This is a genomic window from Thauera aromatica K172 (genome assembly GCF_003030465.1).
Taxonomy (GTDB): Bacteria; Pseudomonadota; Gammaproteobacteria; order Burkholderiales; family Rhodocyclaceae; genus Thauera; species Thauera aromatica.
The window spans coordinates 58,991-74,924 of the sequence record NZ_CP028339.1; the positions used below are offsets into that span (position 1 = coordinate 58,991).

General features: G+C 68.8%; 15 protein-coding genes. 7 read left to right on the forward strand and 8 right to left on the reverse strand.

Going from position 1 to position 15,934, the window contains the following annotated elements; genetic code table 11:
* Window positions 1–56 precede the first annotated feature (56 nt).
* The 4 genes from tpx to def form a co-directional block, all read right to left on the reverse strand.
* Entirely contained in the window at window positions 57–557 is a 501-nt protein-coding gene (gene tpx, locus Tharo_RS00255) for a thiol peroxidase (RefSeq protein WP_107219479.1), read from the reverse strand.
* 169 nt (window positions 558–726) lie between these two features.
* Window positions 727–1,566: a zinc metalloprotease HtpX gene (gene htpX, locus Tharo_RS00260; RefSeq protein ID WP_107219480.1), complete on the reverse strand. Its 840-nt coding sequence runs from the start codon at window positions 1,564–1,566 to the stop codon at window positions 727–729.
* Between the two features lie 87 nt (window positions 1,567–1,653).
* Window positions 1,654–2,625, reverse strand: coding sequence for a methionyl-tRNA formyltransferase (fmt, locus tag Tharo_RS00265; protein WP_107219481.1), 972 nt, complete (start codon window positions 2,623–2,625; stop codon window positions 1,654–1,656).
* Complete coding sequence (gene def, locus Tharo_RS00270; RefSeq protein WP_107219482.1) at window positions 2,622–3,125, reverse strand: peptide deformylase; 504 nt, start codon at window positions 3,123–3,125, stop codon at window positions 2,622–2,624. Before def ends, fmt begins: the two co-directional genes overlap by 4 nt.
* Window positions 3,126–3,333: 208 nt before the next feature.
* Here def and Tharo_RS00275 point away from each other — a divergent pair, with 208 nt between their 5' ends.
* From Tharo_RS00275 to Tharo_RS00290, 4 genes are all read left to right on the forward strand, one after another.
* A complete protein-coding gene (locus Tharo_RS00275; protein ID WP_107219483.1) occupies window positions 3,334–4,380 on the forward strand; it encodes a LysM peptidoglycan-binding domain-containing protein in 1,047 nt (348 codons plus the stop codon).
* 19 nt (window positions 4,381–4,399) lie between these two features.
* Entirely contained in the window at window positions 4,400–5,566 is a 1,167-nt protein-coding gene (gene dprA / locus Tharo_RS00280) for a DNA-processing protein DprA (protein ID WP_107219484.1), read from the forward strand.
* Window positions 5,567–5,672: 106 nt separating this feature from the next.
* On the forward strand, window positions 5,673–6,143 hold the full coding sequence (locus tag Tharo_RS00285) for a Smg family protein (protein WP_107219485.1): 471 nt from the start codon (window positions 5,673–5,675) through the stop codon (window positions 6,141–6,143).
* Window positions 6,144–6,248: 105 nt separating this feature from the next.
* Window positions 6,249–8,846, forward strand: coding sequence for a DNA topoisomerase III (locus Tharo_RS00290; protein ID WP_107219486.1), 2,598 nt, complete (start codon window positions 6,249–6,251; stop codon window positions 8,844–8,846).
* A gap of 70 nt (window positions 8,847–8,916) precedes the next feature.
* Here the strand turns inward: Tharo_RS00290 and ipdC are convergent, their stop codons facing one another.
* Window positions 8,917–10,545, reverse strand: coding sequence for an indolepyruvate/phenylpyruvate decarboxylase (gene ipdC, locus Tharo_RS00295; protein WP_107219487.1), 1,629 nt, complete (start codon window positions 10,543–10,545; stop codon window positions 8,917–8,919).
* A gap of 116 nt (window positions 10,546–10,661) precedes the next feature.
* Here ipdC and Tharo_RS00300 point away from each other — a divergent pair, with 116 nt between their 5' ends.
* Entirely contained in the window at window positions 10,662–11,183 is a 522-nt protein-coding gene (locus tag Tharo_RS00300) for an Lrp/AsnC family transcriptional regulator (protein ID WP_107219488.1), read from the forward strand.
* 66 nt (window positions 11,184–11,249) lie between these two features.
* Here the strand turns inward: Tharo_RS00300 and Tharo_RS00305 are convergent, their stop codons facing one another.
* Together Tharo_RS00305 and Tharo_RS00310 are read right to left on the reverse strand one after the other, a co-directional pair.
* Window positions 11,250–11,720: a Dps family protein gene (locus tag Tharo_RS00305; protein ID WP_107219489.1), complete on the reverse strand. Its 471-nt coding sequence runs from the start codon at window positions 11,718–11,720 to the stop codon at window positions 11,250–11,252.
* 138 nt (window positions 11,721–11,858) lie between these two features.
* Window positions 11,859–12,806, reverse strand: coding sequence for a hydrogen peroxide-inducible genes activator (locus Tharo_RS00310; protein WP_107219490.1), 948 nt, complete (start codon window positions 12,804–12,806; stop codon window positions 11,859–11,861).
* Window positions 12,807–13,052: 246 nt separating this feature from the next.
* On the opposite strand from Tharo_RS00310, the gene Tharo_RS00315 reads away from it, so the two are divergent.
* Both Tharo_RS00315 and Tharo_RS00320 read left to right on the forward strand, forming a co-directional pair.
* On the forward strand, window positions 13,053–14,534 hold the full coding sequence (locus tag Tharo_RS00315; protein WP_107219491.1) for a DegQ family serine endoprotease: 1,482 nt from the start codon (window positions 13,053–13,055) through the stop codon (window positions 14,532–14,534).
* Window positions 14,535–14,667: 133 nt separating this feature from the next.
* Window positions 14,668–15,129 carry a c-type cytochrome gene (locus Tharo_RS00320; RefSeq protein WP_107219492.1) on the forward strand — a complete coding sequence of 154 codons (462 nt, stop codon included), beginning with the start codon at window positions 14,668–14,670 and terminating at the stop codon, window positions 15,127–15,129.
* Window positions 15,130–15,226: 97 nt separating this feature from the next.
* Here Tharo_RS00320 and Tharo_RS00325 read toward each other — a convergent pair whose 3' ends face one another.
* A complete protein-coding gene (locus tag Tharo_RS00325) occupies window positions 15,227–15,907 on the reverse strand; it encodes a cytochrome b/b6 domain-containing protein (RefSeq protein ID WP_107222258.1) in 681 nt (226 codons plus the stop codon).
* Window positions 15,908–15,934: the final 27 nt, after the last annotated feature.

Here is a 15,934-nt window from a genome sequence, read left to right on the forward strand (position 1 = left end):
CTCCGGGGCGCCCTCGCTGCACCCACCGGCCAAGCGGTGAGCGGCATCCTGTGCCCTTACTTCAGCGCCGCCAGCGCCGCCGCGTAATCCGGCTCTTCCTTGATCTCGGGCACGAGCTGGGCGTGCACGACCTTGTCATTGGCATCGATCACGACCACCGCGCGCGCGGTGACGCCGGCAAGCGGGCCGGAAGTGATCGCCACGCCGTAGGCCTGGGCAAAGCCCGGGTTGCGGAAGGTCGACAGGGTGTGCACGTTGTTGAGGCCTTCGGTCTCGCAGAAGCGCTTCGCGGCGAAAGGCAGGTCGGCGGAAACGACCAAGACCACGGTGTCGGCGAGCTTGCCGGCTTCGGCGTTGAACTTGCGCGTCGAGGTCGCGCACACCGGGGTGTCGAGGCTGGGCACGATGTTGAGCACCTTGCGCTTGCCGGGGAAGGCTTCGAGGCCGATGTCGGCGAGGTCGGCGCCGGTGAGCTTGAAGGTGGGTGCGGCGTCGCCGGTCTGGGGGAAACGGCCGGCGACGTCGATCGGGTTGCCGCCAAGGGTCACTGTACTCATGAGTCTGTCCTCCGGGTGATTGAAGAAGGCCGCCGCGCTTGTCCGTTGCGGGTCGGCGAAAGGCAAAGCGTACACGATCCGGCCTGGGCGGGAAGATGAAAAATCGGACCTGCGCGCCGCGGGCGCGGCCACCGCCCCGCCGCGGCGCGGGGATGCAGGTGGCGCCGCTTCAGCGCATCGCGCGCAGGCGGGCGATGCGTTCCTGGGTGGACGGGTGGGTCGAGAACAGGCCGCGCAGGCCGCCGCCGGAGAGCGGGTTCATGATCATCATCTGCGCGGTCTCGGGGTGCTGTTCGGCAGTGTGCATCGGAATGCCGCGGGCGTAGGCGTCGATCTTGGCCAGCGCCGCGGCGAGCGCTTCGGGGTCGCCGGAGATCTCCGCGCCGCCGCGGTCGGCGCCGAACTCGCGGGTGCGGCTGATTGCCATCTGGATGATCATGCCGGCGAGCGGAGCGAGGATCATCATCGCGATCGACACCACCGGATTGGGGCGGTCCTCGCCGTCGCGCCCGCCGAAGAACATGCCGAAGTTGGCGAGCATCGAGATTGCGCCGGCGACCGTCGCCGAGATCGTCGAGATCAGGATGTCGCGGTTCTTGACGTGGGCCAGTTCGTGCGCCATCACCCCGCGCAGCTCGCGCTCGGAGAGCATGCGGATGATGCCGGTGGTGGCGGCGACGGCGGCGTTTTCCGGGTTGCGTCCGGTGGCGAAGGCGTTGGGCTGGGCCTCGTCGATGATGTACACCTTGGGCATCGGCAGCCCGGCGCGCTGGGCGAGCTCGCGCACCATGTTGTAGAGGTAGGGCGAGGAGGCGGCATCGACCGGGCGCGCGTTATACATCTTCAGCACCGCCTTGTCCGAGAACCAGTAGGCCCAGAAATTCATTGCGCCGCCGACCACGAGCGCGATCAGCATCCCTTGCTGGCCGCCGATGGCCGCGCCCATCGCACCGAACAGGGCGACGATGCCGGCCATCAGTATCGAAGTCTTGATCCAGTTACCGAACATTGCGGAATCCTTCCTGCACGAGATTGATTGACGATGAAAATGGAGGCGGGCGAGGCGGAATCAAGGGCCGCCCGCCGCCGCCCCGCTTCACGCCGGGGAAGCGGCGGCGAAGCGATCGCCGACACAGACCGCGAAGCCGCGCAGGAATTCCCCGGCGGGCAGGCGCTTGCTGCCCGCGCGCTGCAGGGTGAGGAGGCGGAGCGCACCTTCGCCGCAGGCCACGGTGATGCCGCCATCGTCCACCGCGAGCACGGTGCCGGGTGCGCCGCGGCCGGCGACGGGCTGCGCCGCCCAGCACTTCACCGCGCTGTCGCGCAGCACGGAGACGGCGCCGGGAAAGGGGTCGAAGGCGCGCACCGCGCGCTCGATCGCCGCCGCTGGCCGCGTCCAGTCGATCGTCGCTTCGGCACGGCCGATCTTGGCCGCGTAGGTGACGCCTTCGTCCGGCTGCGGCGTGGCCCGCAGGGTGCCGGCAGCGAGCGCGCCGAGCGCATCGACGATGGCTTCGCCACCGAGCGCGGCAAGGCGGTCGTGCAGGCGGGCCGTGGTGTCGGCGGGCAGGATCGGCGTCCTGCGCACCAGCAGCATCGCGCCGGTGTCGAGCCCTTCATCCATCTGCATGATGGTGATGCCGGTCTCGGCGTCGCCGGCTTCGATCGCGCGGTGGATCGGTGCCGCGCCGCGCCAGCGTGGCAGCAACGAAGCGTGGATGTTGATGCAGCCCAGGCGCGGCAGCGCCAGCACCGCCGGCGGCAGGAGCAGGCCGTAGGCCGCCACCACCAGGACGTCGGGCGCGCAGGCGGCGAGCGCGGCGCGCTGTTCTGCGCTGCGCAGCTTCTCCGGCTGGTCGAGGGCGAGGCCGCGGGAGAGGGCGAGCTGCTTGACCGCGCTCGGGGTGAGCTTCATGCCGCGCCCGGACGGGCGGTCGGGCTGGGTCAGCACCAGCGGAACTTCGTAGCCGGCCTGCAGGATGGCGTCGAGCGCGCGCGCGGCGAACTCGGGGGTGCCGGCGAAGGCGACGCGCAGGCCGCCGCCACTGGAAGCGGGCGCGGCCGTCATGCGGTGATGCGGGCCTGCTTGGCCAGCTTGCTCTTGATGCGGCCGAGCTTGAGCTGGGACAGGTATTCGACGAAGACCTTGCCGTCGAGGTGGTCGATCTCGTGCTGGACGCAGACCGCGAGCAGGCCCTCGGCCTCGAACTCGACCGTCTCGCCCTCCGCGTTCAGGGCGCGCACCCTGACCCGCTCGGCGCGCTTGACCTTCTCGTAGACGCCGGGTACCGACAGGCAGCCTTCCTCGCACACCTGCTCGCCCGCGCGTTCGAGGATCTCGGGGTTGATCAGCGCCATCAGGTCGCTCTTGTCTTCGGAGACGTCGATGACGACGACGCGCCGATGGACGTTGACCTGGGTCGCGGCGAGGCCGACGCCGGGCGCTTCGTACATCGTTTCGGCCATGTCCTCGATGAGTCGGCGGAGGTCGTCGTCGATCTGCGCCACCGGTTTGGCGACGGTGTGCAGGCGGGGATCGGGGTAGCGGAGAATGGGAAGGAGAGCCATGAATGCCTTGCCGGGTTGAACCATTGCGTGCAGAATTTCCCGCGCTCCCGCATGCATGCGCATGTAATGGGAGCGGGGTGGGAGGTAGGTGGCATGTGCGCACGGCACGGGCGCGACCCAGCCCGCACCGCGCTGCCGTTTCGACCCCGACGGGCGGGCGGCGTTCCGGAACGGTTCCGGCACACCCCCCTTCTACCGGAAGCGATCGATGACCCGAATTATATTCCCTCTGCTGCTCGGCATCGCGACCCTGTTCAGCAGCGCAGCCCAGGCCCAGTCCGGCGTGCGCCTCGCCGATAACGCCCCCGACAGCTACACCGTGGTCGCGGGCGATACCTTGTGGGGCATCTCCGGCCGCTTCCTGCAGCAGCCCTGGCGCTGGCCCGAAGTCTGGCGCCTGAACCGCGACCAGATCCGCAATCCCCACCTGATCTACCCTGGGCAGGTGATCCTGCTCGACCGCAGCGGCCCCTGGCTGTCGATCGGCCGCCGCATCGACGGCAGCGGCGCGGTCCGGCTGCAACCGCAGGTCTACAGCGAAGCCCTCGACGCCGCGGTGCCGAGCATTCCGTTGCAGATCATCGAACCTTTCCTCAGCCGCCCGCTGGTGGTCGATGGGCCGCGCCTGGAAGGCTCGGCGACGATCGTTGCCACCGAGACCAGCCGGGTGCTGACCGGCTCGGGCGACACCGTCTTCGCCAAGGACGTCGGCGACGGCGCCGACGTCTGGCACATCTACCGTCCCGCGCGGCCCCTCGAAGACCCGCTGACGCGCGAGACCATCGCCTGGGAAGCGGCCTACCTCGGCACCGCCCGTGTCACTGAACGCGGCACTGAGCGCGGCACTCCGGCAACGCTCGAAATCGTCTCCGCGGTCGAGGAAATCGGCGTCGGCGACCTGATGCTGCCGAGCGAGCGCCCGGCGGTGTTCTCCTACGTCCCGCACGCACCGGTACAGGCGCTCGAAGGCCGGATCATCTCGATCCATCGCGGCGTCAGCGAAACCGGCCGCCTCAACGTCGTCGCCCTCAACCTCGGCGAGCGCGACGGCATCGAGCGCGGCCATGTGCTGGCGCTGTTCCGCAACCGCGGCAGCGCCGAATTCAACGGCGAACACGGCAAGGAAAGCTTCACCCTGCCGGAAAAACGCTACGGCACGGCGTTCGTGTTCCGCGTCTTCGAGCGCGTCGCCTACGCCCTGGTGATGGACGCCGACGGCCACGTCACCCTCGCCGACGCCGTGCGCAGGCCCTGAGCGCCCCCGGCAGCGCAGCGTGGCAACCGACACCGACGATCTCGCCCACTGGCTGCGCCTGAGCGCGGTGCCCGGCCTGGGCGCCGCCCACCAGCGCAGCCTGCTTGCCGCCTTCGGCCTGCCGCAGCACATCTTCGCCGCCAGCCGCAGCGCGCTCGCCGCGGTCGTCGGCAGCGAGGCGGCGGCGGCCGTGCTCGCCCCGCCACCGCTAGAGCGCATCGAGCAAGGCCTGGCCTGGGCCGCCGAAAGCGGCAATCGGCTGCTGACCCTGGCCGACGACGCTTATCCGCGCAGCCTGCTCGACATTGCCGATCCGCCGCTGCTGCTGTACCTGAAAGGGCGGCCCGAACTGCTGCAGCGCCCGGCGCTCGCTCTCGTCGGCGCACGCTCGTCGACCGTGCAGGGCGATGCCAACGCCGAAGCCTTCGCCCGCGCCCTGGCCACCCAGGGTTTCGCCATCGTCAGCGGCCTGGCGCTGGGCATCGACGCCGCCGCCCACCGCGGCGCGCTCGCCGCCGGCGCGGAAGGCGGGGGCACGGTGGCGGTAATCGGGACCGGCATCGACCGCATCTATCCGGCGAAGAATGCCGCGCTGGCGCGCGAGATCGCGGCCGCCGGCGCGGTCATCAGCGAACTGCCGCTCGGCACTCCGCCCCTGCCGCACAACTTCCCGCGCCGCAATCGCCTGATCGCCGGACTCGCCCACGGCGTACTGGTGGTGGAAGCGGCGGTCAACAGCGGCTCGCTGATCACCGCCCGCCTGGCGACCGAAAGCGGGCGCGAAGTGTTCGCCATTCCCGGCTCGATCCACTCGCCGCTGGCGCGCGGTTGCCACCGCCTGATCCGCGAGGGCGCCAAGCTGGTGGAAACCGCCGAGGATGTGGTCGAGGAACTGCGCGGCCGCCTCGGCTGGGAAGCTCCGCCCCCTCCCGGCCGCCACCGCGGACGCCGCGTAGCCGGCGCCGGCACCCCGGAGTCGTCCTCCGCCGCCCCGGCGCAGGCCGCGCTCGTCCTCGATGACGACGCTGCACGGGTGCTCCAGATCCTCGGCCACGACCCGGTGGACATCGATACCCTCGCCCAGCGCTGCGGCTTGACGGTCGATGCCCTCTACGCCATCCTGCTGCCGTTGGAGCTGGACGGGCGCCTCGCCCGCCTGCCCGGTGGCCGCCTGCAACGCACCTGAAGCGGGCGCCGCCCGTCCCGAAACACCGCCTGCGCCACGGCCGAAGTCGTCGCGCAGGCGCGTTTGCCGCACGCGTCCCGCACCGCCGAATCCAGAAGAGGCCGTTTTGTTCGACATCCTTGTATACCTGTTCGAAAGCTACATCCACGCCGACGCTTGCCCCGAATCCGAGCTATTGGCGCGCAAGCTGTCGGCGGCCGGTTTCGAGCAGGAAGAAATCTCGGAAGCGCTGGAGTGGCTCGCCGGCCTGCGCCGGGTGGCGCGCGAGGTCCATCCGGGGTGCGCACCGAGCGCCGGCTCGGTGCGCATCTACACCGAAGCGGAACAGACCCAGCTCGATGCCTCCTGCCGCGGCTTCCTCAGCCTGCTCGAAAGCGCCGGCGTGCTCGGTGCCGCTCACCGCGAACTGATCATCGAACGGGCGATGGCCTTGCACGACTTCACCATCACCCTGAATCGCCTGAAAGTGATCGTCCTGATGGTGCTGTGGCAGCAGGAAGAACCGATCGACACCCTGATGGTGGACGAACTGCTGACCGAGGAAGACGACTGGGACTACGAACCGGTCGTGCATTGAGCGCATCCCCCGGGCGGCTTGCATGCGCGAGCGTGCTGTCCTTATCATCGGCCGCTTCCTGAACCCTGCGCCTAGCGGCGCTCAGCCCCCCCTTCCTGCCAAAGCATGAGCAAGCAACTGATCATCGCGGAAAAGCCCTCCGTCGCACAGGACATCGCCCGTGCGCTGGGCGGCTTCACCAAGGAGAAGGACTACTACGAGTCCGACGACTACGTGCTGTCGTCGGCCGTTGGTCACCTTCTCGAGCTTGCCGTGCCCGAGGAATTCGAGGTCAAGCGCGGCAAATGGACTTTCGCCCACCTGCCGGTGATTCCGCCCCACTTCGCGGTGAGGCCGATCGAGAAGACCGAGGACCGCTTGAAGCTGCTCACCCGGCTGATCAAGAGGAAGGACGTCACCGGCCTGATCAATGCCTGTGACGCGGGCCGCGAGGGCGAGCTGATCTTCAACTTCATCGCCCAGCACGCCGGCACCAAGAAGCCGATGCAGCGCCTGTGGCTGCAGTCGATGACCGCGCAAGCGATCCGCGACGGCTTCGCCCACCTGCGCGCCGCGCAGGACGTCGAGGGCCTGCGCAACGCCGCGATCTGCCGCGCCGAGTCCGACTGGCTGATCGGCATCAACGGCACCCGGGCGATGACCGCGTTCAACTCCAAGACCGGCGGCTTCCACCTCACCACGGTGGGCCGCGTGCAGACGCCGACGCTGGCGATGGTGGTGGAGCGCGAGGACAAGATCCGCAAGTTCCAGTCGCGCGACTACTGGGAGCTCGAGGCGCGCTTCGGCTGTGCGGCCGGTGAGTACCCCGGACGCTGGTTCGACGAGAAGTTCAAGCGCCCCGAAGGCGACGAGCACGCCACCGCCTTCCGCCTGTGGGAGCAGGCCCGGGCCGAGGCCATCCGCGCCAAATGCGCGGGCAAGCCGGGCGTGGTGACCGAGGAGGCCAAGCCCTCCACCCAGCTGTCGCCGCTGCTGTTCGACCTCACCAGCCTGCAGCGCGAGGCCAACGGCCGCTTCGGCTTCTCCGCCCGCGTCACCCTGCAGCTCGCCCAGGCGCTGTACGAGAAGCACAAGGTGCTGACCTACCCGCGGACCGACGCCCGCGCCCTGCCCGAGGACTACCTCGCCACGGTGAGCGAGGTGCTGCGCACCCTCCCCGACCAGTACGCGCCCTTCGCCGGCGAGATCGCCAAGCAGGGCTGGGTGAAGCCGAACAAGCGCATCTTCAACAACGCCAAGATCTCCGACCACTTCGCCATCATCCCCACCGGGGCGCTGCCGAAGAACCTGTCGGAGGCCGAGCACAAGATCTACGACCTCGTCACCAAGCGCTTCCTCGCCGTGTTCTACCCCGCGGCCGAGTACCAGATCACCACCCGCATCACCCGCGTCGAAGGCGAGGCCTTCAAGACCGAGGGCAAGGTGCTGGTCAATCCGGGCTGGCTCGCGGTGTATGGCAAGGAAGCCGCCAGCGACGACAAGGACGGAAAACCCGGGGACGGCAAGGACGGCGGCGGCCCGCAGCTGGTGGCGGTGAAGCAGGGCGAGACCGTGGCCACCGAGGACATCGTGGTCAAATCGCTGCAGACCAAGCCGCCGGCGCGCTTCAACGAAGCCACCCTGCTTTCCGCGATGGAAGGCGCGGGCAAGATGGTCGACGACGAGGAGCTGCGCGCGGCGATGGCCGAGCGCGGCCTCGGCACCCCGGCGACGCGGGCGCAGATCATCGAAGGCCTGATCGGCGAGCAGTACATCCACCGCGAAGGCCGCGAGCTGATCCCGAGCGCGAAGGCGTTCTCGCTGATCACGCTGCTGAAGGGGCTGGGGGTCACCGCGCTGACTTCGCCGGAACTGACCGGCGGCTGGGAATACAAGCTGGCGCAGATGGAGCATGGCAAGCTCAGCCGCGAAGCCTTCATGAACGAGATCGCCGAAATGACGCGCGAAGTCGTCGAGCGCGCCAAGCGCTACGAGTCCGACACCGTGCCGGGCGAGTTCGTCACCCTGCAGACGCCGTGCCCGAAGTGCGGCGGCACGGTGAAGGAGAACTACAAGAAGTTCGCCTGCCAGGCCTGCGACTGGAGTACGTGGAAAATCGTCGCCGGGCGCCAGTTCGAGTACGACGAGATCGAGACCCTGCTGCGCGCGGGCAAGGTCGGCCCGCTGCTCGGCTTCCGCAACAAGATGGGGCGCCTGTTCAACGCCGACATCGTGTTGAACGAGGACAAGCAGCCCACCTTCGACTTCGGCCAGCCGAAGGAAGGCGAGGAAGCCGAGGCGGTGGATTTCTCCGCACAGGCGCCGGTCGGCGTCTGCCCGAAGTGCGCCGGCCGCGTGTTCGAGCACGGCATGGCCTACGTCTGCGAAAAATCCGTGGGACCGGGCAAGAGTTGCGATTTCCGCTCCGGCAAAGTCATCCTCCAGCAGCCGATCGAACGCGAGCAGATGGCGAAACTCCTTGCCGAAGGCAAGACCGAGCTGCTCAAGGGCTTCGTCTCGGCGCGCACCCGGCGCAAGTTCTCCGCCTACCTGGTGCGTGGCAAGGACGGCAAGGTCGGCTTCGAGTTCGAAGCGAAGGCACCGAAAGCCGGCGCCAAGAGCGCTGCGGCGAAAGCCGGCGGCGATGCCGACGCTGCCGGCGACTCCCCCGCGCCCGCCAAGCCGGCCGCGCGCAAGCGCACCGCGGCGTCCAAGGCGGGCTGAAACCGCCCCCGCCTTTCCGGAACGCGCGCCCGCTCCACCAGGCGGGGCAGGCCCCGCCGGGCACACCGCTTCAGTCCGGCTTGGCCACGGTCAGGCGCTTGACGCTGTTGACGAAGCGCGACAGCGTCTCCGACAGCACCCCGCGCGGAATCATCACTTCGATCAGCTGGAAGCGGCCGCGGGTGGCGAACGCGGCGTCGAGCGCGGCTTTCAGCTGGGCGCGGGTATGGACGCGCACACCGTCGCCGCCGAGGCCGGCCGCCATCTGCGCGAAGCCCCAGTCGCCGAGGTCGTTGAAAGCCGATTCGGGCTGGAACGTGCGCAGCATCTCCCAGCTCGCGTTGTTGAACAGCAGCACGATCGGGTCCCAGCCATAGCGCCGGCAGTTGCCCAGCTCCATGCCGGTCATCTGGAAGGCGCCGTCGCCGACCAGGATCAGCGGACGCTGACCGGTGGCGACCTGCACGCCGAAGCCGGCGGGCACGCCGTAGCCCATCGTGGCGTAGTAGCCGGGCGCGACCAGGGCGGTGTTCTCGATGTCCATCGCGGTGAACAGGCAGTCGCCGACGTCGGCCGCGATCGGCAGCTTGCCGTGCGTGGCCATCAGGTCGTTGACCGCGGTGGCGATGTCGGACGGCGAGACCGCGGCGTCGTCGGCGACCAGGCCGCGCGGAAACACCTGGCGCTGGCCGCCGACCGCGGCGCCGCGCGCCGGGACCCGGGCGAGGAGGCCATCGACCAGGGCGCCGAGGGGAATCGCAGGATAGGTGTGATAGCTCATCGTCACCCGCCCATCGAAGGCATGGATCGTCTTGCGCAGGTCGATGTGCTTTTCCGACACGGCGAAGTTGGTGTCGCACACGATCACCCCGAGCAGGAACAGACCGTCGGAATCCTCCACCAGGCGGGTCACTTCGGGCAGGCCGGCGCGGCCCATGTAGGTGCCCATCAGCGGCGCATCCTGCTCCGCGAGCAGGCCGCGGCTCATGAAGCTGGTGACCACCGGCAGGCCGAGGCGGCGCGACAGTTCGGCGACCTTGTCCTCGAGGCCGAAGCGGCGCACTTCGATGCCCGCCATCAGCACCGGCGCGCGGGCGCGGCCGAGGCGCGCGAGGATCTCGTCGACGCAGGTGGCCAGGGCCTCGGCATCGACCGCCGGCGGTGCTTCGGCGGCTACCGGCGCGCACGGCACCGCGACCATGTCGCGCGGAATCTCGATGTACACCGGCTGCGAGTTGCGCCGGGCGCTGGCGAGCACGCGGGCGATGTCGGCCGGCGCGCGCGCGGCATCGTCGAGGCGCACCTGGTCGCAGGTGATCTCGCGGAAAATCTGGAATTGCGAATCCAGCGTCTTGGCCTGGTGGTGGAGCAGCAGGCCGGAACGCGACTCGCCCTTGCCCGGGCCGCCGGAGAGCACCACCAGCGGGGATTTTTCGGCGTAGGCGGCGGCCACCGCATTGACCATGTTGAGCGCGCCGGCGCCGTAAGTGACCGCCGCCACCCCCAGCCCGCCGCCGACGCGCGCCGCGGCGTCGGCGGCGAAACCGACCGCGGGCTCGTGCGATAGGGTGTACAGCGGCAGGATCCGCGATTCCTCGATGATGCGGAAGTACGGCAGGGCGAAGTCGCCGGGAATGCCGAAGATCTGGCGGGCGCCATGCGACTTCAGCGCATGGAGCAGGGATTCGGTCAGGTTCATGCTGGTCTCCTCCGGAATGGTCGGAAAATTATGCTGCGCATGCCCTGCACGATGTGCGCTTTTTAGCGCCTTGAAGTGCGATGATATGCACGTTTCGTGCATTGAGACGGTGAAGAATGAACGCCATCACGGTCGACCGCCACGACCTCGCCCTCCTCGACGCGCTCCAGCGCAGCGGCGACGCCACCAACGCCGTGCTCGGAGAACAGGTGCACCTGTCGGCCTCGCAGGTCAGCCGCCGGCTGCAGCGCCTGCAGGACGCCGGTCTCATCGCCGGCTATGCGGCGCTGCTCGATCCGGCCGCGCTCGGCCTCGGCGTCACCGCCTTCGCCCACGTCACCCTCGAACGCCATGGCGCCCAGCGTCCCGACGCCTTCGAAAGCGGCGTCGCTGCGCTCCCCGAAGTGCTCGAATGCTTTTCGGTGAGCGGCAGCGCCGACTACGTGCTGCGCATCGTCGCCCCCGATCTGGCCGCCTTTTCCGAGCTGATGATGAAGCACCTGCTGCGCCTGCCCGGCGTCGCCAACATCAAGACCGACATCGCCCTGCACAAGATCAAGCAGACCCACGTCCTGCCGCTGGAACACATCGCCCGCCCGCCGCGGCCCGCTTCCCGCCTGCGCTATGCCGGCGGATGAGGCGGCGCACCAATGCGAAACGGGCCTTGCGGCCCGTTTCGTGCTTCGCAATGGAGGATTCCCGCCTCAGCCTTCGAGCAGGCTGCGCAGCATCCAGGCGTTCTTCTCGTGCACCTGCATGCGCTGGGTCAGCAGGTCGAGGGTCGGCTCGTCGGCGGCCTTGTCCGCGACCGGGGCGATGCTGCGCGCGGTCTTGATCACCGCTTCCTGGCCGCGGACGAGCTGGCGGATCATGTCCTGCGCGTTGGGCACGCCTTCGGGTTCGGCCAGGCTGGTGAGCTTCTCGAAGGCCTGGTAAGTGCCCGGCGCCGGGCAGCCGAGGGCACGGATGCGCTCGGCGATCAGATCCACCGCCAGCGCGAGCTCGGTGTACTGCTGCTCGAACATCAGGTGCAGGGTGTTGAACATCGGCCCGGTGACGTTCCAGTGGAAGTTGTGCGTCATCAGGTACAAGGTGTAGCTGTCGGCGAGCAGGCGGGACAGCCCGTCGGCGATCTGGATGCGGTCCTGTTCGTTGATGCCGATGTCGATTTTCATGTCGTTCTCCGTGCGCGGTGGTGAGGGGAATCGGAAGGAGCAGCGGGATAGCGCCAAGCTCATGCTTCGATGCTAAAGCAATCGGATCGATCGATCCAATCGATGGAGAAAATCCCTTCGATCTACATGGACTATGGGTCAGGCGCTGACCAGCGCTTCGAGCCCCGGCGCGCGCCCGACCGGCCGCGCGCCCGGCAGCGCGCTGTCGAGGATCGCCGTGCGCAGCACGTCGATCGCGCCGCTGCGCGGATAGGTGACCCGCCAGGCCAGCGCCACCCGCCGCGAAGGTTCGGGTTCGGAAAAAGGGCGCACCGCGATCAGTGGGTTCTGCGCGGTCAGCTCGTCGGCCGCCGAACTCGGCAGCACGGTGATCCCGAGCCCGGTGGCGACCATGTGGCGGATCGTCTCCAGCGAGCTGCCTTCGAGGGTGCGCTGCAGGCCGCCGACGTTGCGGCAGCTCGGACACACTTCGAGCACCTGTTCGCGGAAGCAGTTGCCGGCACCGAGCAGCAGCAGCTGGTCTTCGGCGAGGTGCCCGGGGTCGATGTGCGCTTCCCGCGTCCACGGGTGCTCGGCCGGCATCAGCACGCGGAACGGCTCATCGTACACTGGCTGCGCCACCACCCCGGCCTCGTCGAACGGCAGGCTGATGACGATGACGTCGAGCTCGCCGCGCTTGAGCGCCTCGGCGAGTTTCGCGGTGTAGTTTTCCTGGATGATCAGCGGCATTTTCGGCGCGAGCTGGTGCACCCGCGGAATCAGCCGCGGCAGCAGGTAGGGGCCGATGGTGTAGATCACGCCGACCCGCAGCGGCCCGGCCAGCGGGTCCTTGCCGGCGGCGGCGATCTCCTGGATCTGGCTCGCTTCCATCAGCACTTTTTCCGCCTGGACGACGATGCGCCGCCCGGTCTCGGTGATCTTGACTTCGGTGGCGCTGCGCTCGAAGAGCTGGATGCCGAGTTCGTCCTCCACCTTCTTGATCGCCACCGACAAGGTGGGCTGGGAGACGTGGCACTTTTCGGCGGCGCGCCCGAAATGGCGCTCGTGGGCGAGTGCGACGAGATAACGCAGGTCGGTAAGGGTCATGGCGGCGACACGCAGGAAGGATTATGGAACCATAGGCCGGCAGCTTCCGGATGTTACCCCGTCGCCCCGCGTCCTGCGCACCCGGATGCTCCCGCACCGAGCGGAGGCGGGCCTGAACCCGCCGCGAACGCCGCTGATCCGAAAGCCGGCGTCTTTCGGGAACAGGACGGCGGAACCCGCGTCCACCACTGCAGGTCGATTGCCAGCAGGCCGACTCTTTCCCCATTACTTTCGATGAATCCCGCTATGCGAAAAATTCTAGCCGTCAGTACCCTGGTCGCCGCTCTTGCGGTCGCGCTCCCGCAGGGCAGCCTTCTGTCGCCCGCCTTCGCCCAGGCTTCCGCGCCGGCGTCCTCGATGGTGGCGCCGAACCGCTTCGGACTGCCCGATTTCGGCGACCTCGTCGAACAGGTCGGTCCCGCCGTGGTGAACATCAGCGTGGTCCAGCGCCAGGCGCAGGGCACGGCGGGCGAGCACCCCTTCGCCAACGATCCGTTCTACGATTTCCTGCGCCGCTTCGGCGTACCGGTGCCGGGCATGCCCGGCCAGCCCGGCATGGGGCCGCGCGCGCGGCAGGGAATCGGCTCCGGCTTCATCGTCAGCAAGGACGGTTACGTGCTGACCAATGCCCACGTCGTCGCCGGTGAAAACGCCGACGCCACGCTTTCCGAAGTCACCGTGACCCTGATCGACAAGCGCGAGTTCAAGGCCACGGTGGTCGGCATCGACCGCCGCACCGACGTCGCCCTGCTCAAGATCGACGCCAAGGATCTGCCGGCAGTGAAGATCGGCAACGCCGAACAGGCCCGCGTCGGCGAGTGGGTGGTGGCGATGGGTTCGCCCTTCGGCTTCGACAGCACGGTGACCGCCGGCATCATCTCGGCGAAGGCGCGCCGCCTGCCCGACGAGACCTACGTGCCTTTCATTCAGACCGACGTCGCGATCAACCCGGGCAACTCGGGCGGGCCGCTGTTCAACCTCGCCGGTGAAGTGATCGGCATCAACTCGCAGATCTATTCGCGCTCGGGCGGCTTCATGGGGATCTCGTTCGCGATCCCGATCGACGTCGCGATGAACGTCAAGGACCAGCTCGTCACCCATGGCCGCGTGCAGCGCGGCCGCTTGGGCATCGCCATCCAGGAGGTGGACAAGGATCTCGCCCAGTCCTTCGGCCTGCCGGATGCGCGCGGCGCCCTGGTGGCGAGCGTGGATCCGGGCAGCGCGGCGGAGAAGGCCGGGCTGCAGGCGGGCGATGTGGTGCTCGGCGTCGATGGCCGGCGCATCACCGACTCTTCCGAACTGCCGCGCGTGATCGGCGACAAGCGCCCCGGCACCGAGGTGCGGATGGAAGTCTGGCGCAACGGCCGCAGCCGCGACCTGGTCGCGACCCTCGACGAGCTGCGCACCGACAGCGCCGTCGCCAGCGCCGCCCCCGCAGCGCCGAGCCAGGTCGAGAGTCTGGGGCCGAAGCTCGGCCTCAGCGTGCGCGCGCTGACCGCGCAGGAAGCCGGCGAGCTCAAGCTGCGCGGCGGCGTCGTCGTCGAAGGGGTGGATGGCGCCGCGGCGCGTGCCGGCGTCCAGCGCGGCGACATCATCCTCGCGGTGAACAACCAGGTCCTCGCTTCCGTGGACGAACTGCGCGCCCTCCTCGAGCGTGCCGGCAACCGCTTCGCCGTGCTGGTGCAGCGCGGCGAAGCGCGCATCTTCGTGCCCGTGCGCATCGAGTAAGCGGCCACCGCCCCGGCGCCACGGCGTGGCGGGGCGGTGTCGATCCTTTTAGAATATAATTTAAACCTAATGAACCGGGCTTGCGCGAGGCCGGCCCGGTTCGCTCGTCCCATTCCCACGCTACGAGGTCACTATGCAAAAATCCCTTCTCCACACCGCTTTCGGCGTGCTCGCCCTGTCGCTGGCGACAGCCGCCTCGGCCCAGGTCAAGCCCGAGGACCAGATCAAGTTCCGCCAGGCCGGCTACAGCTTCATGAGCTGGAACATGGGCAAGATCAAGGCCAACCTCGAAGGCGAATACAACGCCAAGCAGGTCGAAGCCGCCGCCAACGCCATCGCCGCGATCGCCGGCTCGGGCATGGGCGCGCTCTACGGCCCGGGCACCGAGAAGGACATCGGCAACCTCAAGACCCGCGTCAAGCCGGAGTTCTTCCAGCAGATGCAGAACGTCGGCAAGCTCGCCACCGACTTCAACGCCGCCGCCGCCAACCTCGCCAAGGTCGCCGCCAGCGGCGACAAGGCCGCCGTGCAGAAAGCCTTCGGCGCCACCGGCGAAACCTGCAAAGCCTGTCACGACAAGTACCGCATGGAGTGACGCGCCCACGCCGGCCGCAAGGCCGACGGATGCAGATGCGAAAAAAGCCACCGCTTTCGAGGTGGCTTTTTCGTTTCTGAACGCCGCGGGCTGGGGCTCACCAGGCCGCGGGCGGCGGCGGCGGGGGCGGTTCGATGAAGCTACCGGTGGCGAGGTAGAGCACCGCCGCAGTGATCGCCAGCGCGATCACGAAGGCGAGCATGCCGCCGCCCTGCGCGGGCTGGGCGTCGGCTTCGTCGACCTCCTTCATGCCGGTGATCATCGGCCGCAGCAGGTTGTCCTTCTTGACCAGTGCGTAGAACAGCACCGCGCAGACGTGCACCACGACCAGCACGATGATCGCCCAGTAGTTCTGCCGGTGCAGCCCGGACAGCCAGTCGCTGGTGTCGCTGCTCACCAGCGCGCGCAGCGGGGCGGAGAAGGCGATCTCGTCGTTGGAGAACAGCCCGGTGACGGCCTGGTAGAGCATCACCCCGAGCAAGGCCAGCACCGACAGCGCGCCGAGCGGGTTGTGGCCGAGCCCGCTCCAGTGCCCGCGCAGGTGCGCCCACAGGTGCGCCGGACCGGGCACGAAGTCGGCGAAGCGGGCGTAGGTCGAGCCGATCACCCCCCACACCAGGCGGAAGGCAAGCAGCCCGGTGATGGCGATGCCGACCCGGCCATGCCATTCGATCAGGCTGGCGCCGACCTCGGCGGTGACGTAGGCGGCCACGACCAGCACGGCCAGCAGCCAGTGGAACAGACGGGTGGGAAAATCCCAGACCCGCACCCTGCGCATATTCATCGTTTTCGTTCCTTCATCCAT

Excerpts from the sequence above, each read along its gene's own strand:
- Tharo_RS00275 (WP_107219483.1), top strand. The coding sequence starts at position 3,334 with ATGACCCGAATTATATTCCCTCTGCTGCTCGGCATCGCGACCCTGTTC.
- Tharo_RS00305 (WP_107219489.1), bottom strand. The coding sequence starts at position 11,720 with ATGAAAATCGACATCGGCATCAACGAACAGGACCGCATCCAGATCGCC.
- ipdC (WP_107219487.1), bottom strand. The coding sequence starts at position 10,545 with ATGAACCTGACCGAATCCCTGCTCCATGCGCTGAAGTCGCATGGCGCC.
- Tharo_RS00300 (WP_107219488.1), top strand. The coding sequence starts at position 10,662 with ATGAACGCCATCACGGTCGACCGCCACGACCTCGCCCTCCTCGACGCG.
- htpX (WP_107219480.1), bottom strand. The coding sequence starts at position 1,566 with ATGTTCGGTAACTGGATCAAGACTTCGATACTGATGGCCGGCATCGTC.
- fmt (WP_107219481.1), bottom strand. The coding sequence starts at position 2,625 with ATGACGGCCGCGCCCGCTTCCAGTGGCGGCGGCCTGCGCGTCGCCTTC.
- Tharo_RS00290 (WP_107219486.1), top strand. The coding sequence starts at position 6,249 with ATGAGCAAGCAACTGATCATCGCGGAAAAGCCCTCCGTCGCACAGGAC.
- Tharo_RS00320 (WP_107219492.1), top strand. The coding sequence starts at position 14,668 with ATGCAAAAATCCCTTCTCCACACCGCTTTCGGCGTGCTCGCCCTGTCG.
- Tharo_RS00315 (WP_107219491.1), top strand. The coding sequence starts at position 13,053 with ATGCGAAAAATTCTAGCCGTCAGTACCCTGGTCGCCGCTCTTGCGGTC.
- Tharo_RS00310 (WP_107219490.1), bottom strand. The coding sequence starts at position 12,806 with ATGACCCTTACCGACCTGCGTTATCTCGTCGCACTCGCCCACGAGCGC.
- Tharo_RS00325 (WP_107222258.1), bottom strand. The coding sequence starts at position 15,907 with ATGCGCAGGGTGCGGGTCTGGGATTTTCCCACCCGTCTGTTCCACTGG.
- tpx (WP_107219479.1), bottom strand. The coding sequence starts at position 557 with ATGAGTACAGTGACCCTTGGCGGCAACCCGATCGACGTCGCCGGCCGT.
- def (WP_107219482.1), bottom strand. The coding sequence starts at position 3,125 with ATGGCTCTCCTTCCCATTCTCCGCTACCCCGATCCCCGCCTGCACACC.